The organism is Actinotalea sp. JY-7885, assembly GCF_014525465.1.
GTDB lineage: Bacteria > Actinomycetota > Actinomycetes > Actinomycetales > Cellulomonadaceae > Actinotalea.
Genome location: NZ_JACEXH010000164.1, coordinates 1 through 6,881 on the forward strand (window position 1 = coordinate 1; position 6,881 = coordinate 6,881).

The following is a 6,881-nucleotide window of genomic DNA, read 5'->3' on the forward strand; positions in this document are numbered from 1 at the left end:
GAAGCCCGCACCCCCGGTCACCAGCCCGCAGCCGGGCCCCGCCGCGCGGCCGTGCGAGCGCGCGCGGGCCGGTGCCACCGACCTGCGCGGCGCCGACCTCGCCGGCTGCGACCTGTCCGGGCTCGCGCTCACGGGGACCTGGGCCGGGGCCAAGCTGAACGGCGCGAGCCTGGTCGGGGCGACGCTCGTGGACCTCGACCTCACCGGGGCCAGGCTCCAGGGCGCCGACCTCACGCGTGCCACCGTGACGCGCGTGCGCTTCGACGACGCGGACCTGCAGGGCGCGACGTTCCGCGACGCGACGGTGACCGGCTCGAGCTTCACGGGGGCGGCCAAGGCGCGGTCCGCCCTGGCCGGCGCCCACGTGGACGGCGCGCCGCACGCGGGCTGAGACACGCGGACCGGGGCACGCGGACCGGCCCCGCACGCGACGAGCCCGCCGGTCCGGCACATGACGTGCCGGGCCGGCGGGCTCGATGGACTGCTCAGCGCAGGTGCGCGCCGCCGTTGAGGTCCAGGACCGCACCCGTGACGAAGCCCGGCTCCGTCGCGAGGTAGAGGACCGCCGCGGCGACGTCGTCGGGCGTGCCGCCACGCCCGACGAGCGTCCCGGCGATCGCCGCGCGCTGCCCGGCCTCGGGCGTGAAGCGCTCGTGGAACGGGGTGTCGCCGATGAAGCCGGGCGCCACGGAGTTGACCGTGATCCCGCGCGGGCCGAGCTCCTTGGCCAGGCCCCGCGTGAGGCCGTCGAGCCCCGCCTTCGACGCCGCGTACGCCGCCGCACCGGCGCCGCCGCCGTCCTGCCCGGCGAGCGACGAGATCGACACCACGCGCCCGCCGTCGGGCATCACGCCGATCGCGGCCTGCGTGACGAGGTACGCGCTCGTGAGGTTGAGGTCGAGCACCGCGTGCCAGTGCTCGGGCGCCATCTCGGCCAGGGGCGTGCGCGCCACCAGCCCGCCCGCGTTGTTGACGAGCACGTCGATGCGCCCGCCGAGGGCGCCCGAGGCGTGGAACACGATCTCGCGCACCGCCGCGGCGTCCGTCGCGTCGAGCTGGTAGGCGTGGGCCGCGCGGCCCATCGCCCGGAGCTCGGCGACGACGTCGGCCGCGTCGTGGGAGCGGTACGTCACCGCGACGTCCGCGCCGGCACGGCCGAGCGCGAGCGCGATCGCCCGCCCGATGCCCGTGCCGCCGCCCGTGACGAGGGCGGTGTGGCCCGCGAGCGGGGCGCCCGGGGCGCCCACCGGGCCGCTCACCGGTCCACCCGCGCGCCGCCGCCACCGGCGAGCTTGAGCACCTCGGCCTTGGTGACCATGGTGGTGTCGCCCGGCGTCGTCATCGCGAGCGCACCGTGCGCCGCGCCGTACTCCACGGCCGTCTGGAGCGGCTGGCCGTCGAGCAGCCCGTAGATCAGGCCCGAGGCGAAGGAGTCGCCACCGCCCACGCGGTCGAGGATCTCGAGCCGCTCGCGGTAGGTGGACTGCACCACGCCGGTCTCGCGGGACCAGGCCAGGGCGCCCCAGTCGTTGCTGCTGGCCGAGTGCACGGTCCGCAGGGTCGTGCCGATCACCTGGAAGTTCGGGTAGGCCGCCGCCGCCTTCTCGATCATCGCGGCGAACGCGTCGACCTCGATCGCGGAGATGTTCTCGTCGACGCCCTCGACCTCGAAGCCGAGCGAGGCGGTGAAGTCCTCCTCGTTGCCGATCATGACGTCGACGTGCTCGGCGATGCGCTTGTTGACCTCCTGCGCCTTCGCGTGGCCGCCGATCGACTTCCACAGCGACGGGCGGTAGTTGAGGTCGTACGAGACCACGGTGCCGTGGCGCTTGGCGGCCGTGACCGCCTCGACGACGACCTCCGCCGTCGTCTCGCTGAGCGCGGCGTAGATGCCGCCCGTGTGCAGCCAGCGCACGCCGAGGTCACCGAACAGGTGGTCCCAGTCGACGTCGCCCGGGGCCATCTGCGAGGCGGCCGTCAGGCCGCGGTCCGAGACGCCGACGGCGCCGCGCACGCCGAAGCCGCGCTCGGTGAAGTTGAGGCCGTTGCGCACCCCGCGGCCGATGCCGTCGTAGGGAACCCACTGGATGAACTGGGTGTCGAGCCCGCCGGTGAGGATGAAGTCCTCGACGAGGCGGCCGACCTCGTTGTCCGCGAGCGCGGTGACGACCGCGCCGCGCAGGCCGAAGGCCCGGCGCAGGCCGCGCGTGACGTTGTACTCGCCGCCGCCCTCCCAGGCCTTGAAGGAGCGGGCGGTGCGGATGCGGCCCTCGCCCGGGTCGAGGCGGAGCATCACCTCGCCGAGGGAGACGGCGTCGTAGCGGCACTCGTCCGCGGGACGGATGGTCAGGCTGGTCATGTCGTCGTCCTTAGTCTGGGGTGGGACCGGGGTGGCGGGTCAGGAGCGCTGGGTCAGCGCGACGGCCTCGGCGGTGAGGCGCGTGACGGTGTCGAAGTCGCCCGCGCGGACGAGGTCCTTCGCGACCATCCACGAGCCGCCGACGGCGACGACGGACGGCACGTCGAGGTACTCGTGCAGGTTGGACGCGCTGATGCCGCCGGTCGGCACGAACGTCACGCCGCCGAACGGGGCGGCGAGCGCCGCGATCGCCTTGGCGCCACCGGACGTGCCGGCCGGGAAGAACTTCACGGTCGTCAGGCCGAGCTCGAGCGCGGCCTGGATCTCGGTCGCGGTCACGGCGCCGGGCAGGGGCAGCACGCCGTGCTCGCGGCACCGCTCGACGACCGCGCGGCTGAGGCCGGGCGAGACGACGTAGTCGGCGCCCGCCGCCACCGCCTGGTCGACCTGCTCGACCGTCAGGACGGTGCCGGCACCGACGAGGATGTCGCCGCGCGCGCTCATGGCGCGGATGGCGTCCTGCGCGGCGGCGGTCCGGAACGTCACCTCGGCCACGGGCAGGCCGCCGGCGACGAGCGCCGCGGCCAGCGGGTCGGCGTCCTTCGCGTCGTCGAGCACGACGACCGGGACGAGGCGTGCGGCGCTGAGGGCTTCCAGAGTGGTCGACATCGATCCATCCGTTCTCGGTGATGCTGCTGAGCCCGGACGTCGGCGACCAGGCGTTTCGGTAGGCGGAACGTCTGTGCCGCTCTCCGGAATCAGGATGCCATGCTCCGGACCCGTCCTCAACCGGCGCCGCGCCGGACGACGGGTCAGGCGACGGCGGGCAGCGCGAGGCCGGCCGGCAGGAGCGGCGGCAGCACCTCGCGCATGGTCCGGTGCAGGTCCGTGACGCGTCCGGGCCGCATCCGCTCGGCCGGCGCCGTGACGCTGACGGCCGCGACGGCGACGCCCGAGCGCAGCAGCGGCACCGCGACGCAGCTGATCCCGGCCTCGTTCTCCTGGTCCTCCGTGGCGTAGCCGACCACGCGGGCGCGCTCGATGACCGCCCACACGTGGTCGGCGTCGACCGGCACGTCCCCGGCGGCCCGCACGTACCCCGCGAGCGTGGTCGCGTCGGTCCCCCGGTACGCGAGCAGCGCCCGCCCGAGCGCCGTCGTGACCGCGGGGCTGCGGCGCCCGATCGCGGACCACACGCGCACCGAGCGCTCCGGCTCGACCTTGTCGAGGTAGACGACGTGGGTCCCGCTCAGCACGCCGAGGTGGACCAGCTCGTCGGCCGCCCCGCACAGCGCGGTCAGGGCGGGGTGCAGCAGGACCGGCAGGTTCTCCTCGCCGAAGTAGTCGTCGGCGAGCTGCGTCGCGGCGGTGCCCAGCGCGTAGGCGCCGCTCACGGGGTCCTGCACGACGAAGCCCCGGAAGCGCAGGGCGGCGAGCGTGCGGTGCACCGTGGTCTTGTTCAGGCCGAGGCCCGCGGCGAGCTCGGCCAGGCCGCTCCCGCGCGGGCCCGCGCCGGCCAGCGCCTGCAGGACGAGGAGCGCTCGGTCGACCGCCTCGACGGGCGACGTCGCGCCGTCGGTGGCGGTGTGCGGGTCGGCAGCCATGCGCCCAGGGTAGGAGGCCGCCCCCGTCACCGGCCCCGTCGCCACCGCGCGAGCGCGTCGGGGTTCAGGACGTGGGCCGGGACGCGCCCCTGCGCGACGTCCACGAGGGCCTCGACGACGCTCGTCGAGACGTCACGCGTGAAGTCCTCGGTCCAGCACAGCGCGTGCGGCGTGACCACGACGTTCGGCAGGTGCAGCAGCGGGTCGTCGGGGGCGGGCGGCTCCGGGTCGAGCACGTCGAGCGCCGCACCGGCGATGCGCCCGGTGACGAGCGCGGCGGTCAGCGCCGCGTGGTCCACGAGCCCGCCGCGGGCCACGTTGACGAGGTGGGCGGTCGGGCGCATCCCCGCGAGGAACGCCGCGTCGACCATGCCCCGCGTGCCGTCGGTCAGGGCCGCCGTCAGCACCACGTAGTCGGACTCGGCGGTCAGCCGGTCGAGCGGCACGAGCTCGACCCCGAGCGCCTGCGCCCGCCCGGGGTCCGCGAACGGGTCGCTGGCCAGCACCCGCACGCCCAGCGGCGCGAGGAGCGTGACGAGGTCCGCCCCGACGCCGCCGAGCCCGACGATGCCGACCGTGCGGCCCGCGACGCCGGCGCCGCGGTAGCGCCCCCGGTCCGTCCACCGGCCCGACGTCGCCGCGGCGTGGTTCTCCACGAGCCGGTGCGCCACGGCCAGCAGGAGCGTCAGGGCCGAGAGCGCGAGGGGCCGGCGCACGGCCAGCGGCGTGTTCGTCACGACGACGCCCTCCGCGGCGAGGCCGTCGAGGTCGATGCCGTCGTAGCCGGCACCGAAGCGCGCCACGTGCTTGAGGCGCGGGGCGGCCTGCACGAGCGTGCGCGGGAAGGGCGCGTGCCCGAAGGCCAGGACGGCGTCGTACCCGTCCGCGAGCGCGGGCGTCAGCGCGTGCGCGCTCTCGGGCGCCATGATCTCCCACTCCAGCCCCGCCGCGGTCAGACGCTCGAGCCGGACGTCGCCGAAGACGGCCGACCCGTCCGGGCGCAGGCAGTCCGCCGTCACGCCGACGCGGTACGGCGTCGCGGGGGTGGGGCCCTGGTCGGCGGTCGTCGTCATCGCTGCACCTCTCGAATGGTCCGATCTCTGGCCCGGCCTCGCCGGACGCGTATGCGACCCTAGCGCGCCAGCCCCCCGGATTCATCTGATGAATGCGGTACGGTGCGGGCACGCACCCTCTGGAGGACAGCATGAAGATCACCCACGTCGAGATCGAGGACGTCCGCTTCCCGACCTCGCTCACGGCCGACGGCTCGGACGCGATGAACAAGGACGGCGACTACTCCGCCGCCTACGTCGTCCTGCGCACCGACGGGACGGCGCCGGACGGGACGCCCCTGGCCGGCTACGGCCTGACCTTCACCACGGGTCGCGGCAACGACATCGTCGCGATGGCCGCGCGCCAGCAGGCCGCGCTCCTCGTCGGGCGCGACGTCGAGGCCATGGTCGCGGACATGGGCGGCGTCTACCGCGACCTGACCGCCGACGCCCAGATCCGCTGGCTCGGGCCGGAGAAGGGCGTCGTCCACCTGTCGCTCTCCGCCGTCATGAACGCCGCGTGGGACCTGGCCGGACGCCTCGCGGGCAAGCCCGTGTGGCGCCTGCTCGCCGACATGACCCCCGAGCAGCTCGTCGACGTGGCGGACCTGCGCTACCTGTCCGACGCCCTGACGCGCGACGAGGCGATCGCGCTGCTCCGCGCGCAGGAGTCCGGCAAGGCCGGGCGCATCGCCGAGCTCGAGCGCACCGGCTACCCCTGCTACACGACGTCGGCCGGGTGGCTCGGCTACAGCGACGAGAAGCTGCGGCGCCTGTGCCAGGAGGCGGTCGACGCCGGCTACCGGCACGTCAAGCTCAAGGTGGGCGCCAACCTCGAGGACGACATCCGGCGCTGCGCCATCGCGCGCGAGGTCATCGGCCCGGACCGGGTCCTGATGATCGACGCCAACCAGGTCTGGGACGTGGACCAGGCGATCGAGTGGACCAACGCCCTCGCGCAGTTCGACCTGCTGTGGATCGAGGAGCCGACGAGCCCCGACGACATCCTCGGGCACGCCGCGATCCAGCGCGGTGTCGCGCCCGTCGGCGTCGCGACCGGCGAGCACTGCCACAACCGGGTGATGTTCAAGCAGTTCATGCAGGCCGGCGCGCTCGACTTCTGCCAGCTCGACGCGGGCCGGCTCGCGAGCCTGAACGAGATCGTCGCGGTGCTCCTCCTGGCCGCGAAGTTCGGCGTGCCGGTGTGCCCGCACGCCGGCGGAGTCGGCCTGTGCGAGATGGTCCAGCACGTCTCGATGCTCGACTTCGTGGCCGTCTCCGGCACGCGCGAGGGACGGGTCACGGAGTTCGTCGACCACCTCCACGAGCACTTCACCGACCCCTGCGTGGTGCAGGACGCCGCCTACGTGCTGCCCAGTCTGCCGGGCTACTCGACGCAGATGCACGAGGCGTCGGTCGCCGAGTTCCGCTACCCGGACGGGGCGTACTGGGCCGGACGCCTCGCCGCCGTGTGACCGCCCGGCATACTCCTGGCATGTCACGGACGGACCAGGTGGTCGACGGCGTCACCGCGATGATCCTCGACGGCCGCCTGGGCCCGGGCCAGCGGCTGCCCGTCGAGAAGGACCTGGCCGAGGCCCTCGGGGTCTCGCGGGGCTCGCTGCGCGAGGGCATGCGGGCCCTGTCCGTCCTCGGCGTGGTCGAGATGCGCCAGGGCGACGGGTCGTACGTGACGGCGCTCGAGCCGGGGCTCCTCGCGGCCCCGCTCGGGCTCGTCGTCGAGCTCCAGGCCGCGGGGCACGCCCTGCACGTGCACGCGGTGCGCCGCCTGCTCGAGACGGAGGTGGCCGGGCTCGCCGCGGCCGCCGCGCGGGCCCCCGGGACGGACCTCGCGGCGGCGCGGGG

Annotated in this window: 8 protein-coding genes; 3 read left to right on the forward strand and 5 right to left on the reverse strand. The window is 75.0% G+C overall.

Annotated elements, in window-relative coordinates; translation table 11 throughout:
- A partial coding sequence (locus tag IDM29_RS13330; RefSeq protein ID WP_188037629.1) for a pentapeptide repeat-containing protein occupies positions 1-391 on the forward strand: 391 nt, incomplete at its 5' end.
- Between the two features lie 94 nt (positions 392-485).
- Here the strand turns inward: IDM29_RS13330 and IDM29_RS13335 are convergent.
- The 5 genes from IDM29_RS13335 to IDM29_RS13355 all read right to left on the reverse strand — a co-directional run bounded on the left by IDM29_RS13335 (position 486) and on the right by IDM29_RS13355 (position 5,036).
- Positions 486-1,259: an SDR family NAD(P)-dependent oxidoreductase gene (locus IDM29_RS13335; RefSeq protein WP_255491651.1), complete on the reverse strand. Its 774-nt coding sequence runs from the start codon at positions 1,257-1,259 to the stop codon at positions 486-488.
- Positions 1,256-2,359, reverse strand: a complete 1,104-nt coding sequence (locus IDM29_RS13340) for a sugar kinase (protein WP_182112168.1) — start codon at positions 2,357-2,359, stop codon at positions 1,256-1,258. The genes IDM29_RS13335 and IDM29_RS13340 overlap by 4 nt, the downstream gene beginning before the upstream one ends.
- 39 nt (positions 2,360-2,398) lie before the next feature.
- Complete coding sequence (eda, locus tag IDM29_RS13345; RefSeq protein WP_182112169.1) at positions 2,399-3,028, reverse strand: bifunctional 4-hydroxy-2-oxoglutarate aldolase/2-dehydro-3-deoxy-phosphogluconate aldolase; 630 nt, start codon at positions 3,026-3,028, stop codon at positions 2,399-2,401.
- Between the two features lie 143 nt (positions 3,029-3,171).
- Positions 3,172-3,963 carry an IclR family transcriptional regulator gene (locus IDM29_RS13350; protein WP_182112170.1) on the reverse strand — a complete coding sequence of 264 codons (792 nt, stop codon included), beginning with the start codon at positions 3,961-3,963 and terminating at the stop codon, positions 3,172-3,174.
- 26 nt (positions 3,964-3,989) lie between these two features.
- Complete coding sequence (locus tag IDM29_RS13355) at positions 3,990-5,036, reverse strand: NAD(P)-dependent oxidoreductase (protein ID WP_182112171.1); 1,047 nt, start codon at positions 5,034-5,036, stop codon at positions 3,990-3,992.
- A gap of 131 nt (positions 5,037-5,167) precedes the next feature.
- Between IDM29_RS13355 and IDM29_RS13360 the strand changes: the two genes are divergently transcribed.
- A complete protein-coding gene (locus IDM29_RS13360) occupies positions 5,168-6,490 on the forward strand; it encodes an L-fuconate dehydratase (protein ID WP_182112172.1) in 1,323 nt (440 codons plus the stop codon).
- 20 nt (positions 6,491-6,510) lie between these two features.
- On the forward strand, positions 6,511-6,881 hold a 371-nt coding region (locus IDM29_RS13365; protein WP_188037630.1), incomplete at its 3' end, for a FadR/GntR family transcriptional regulator.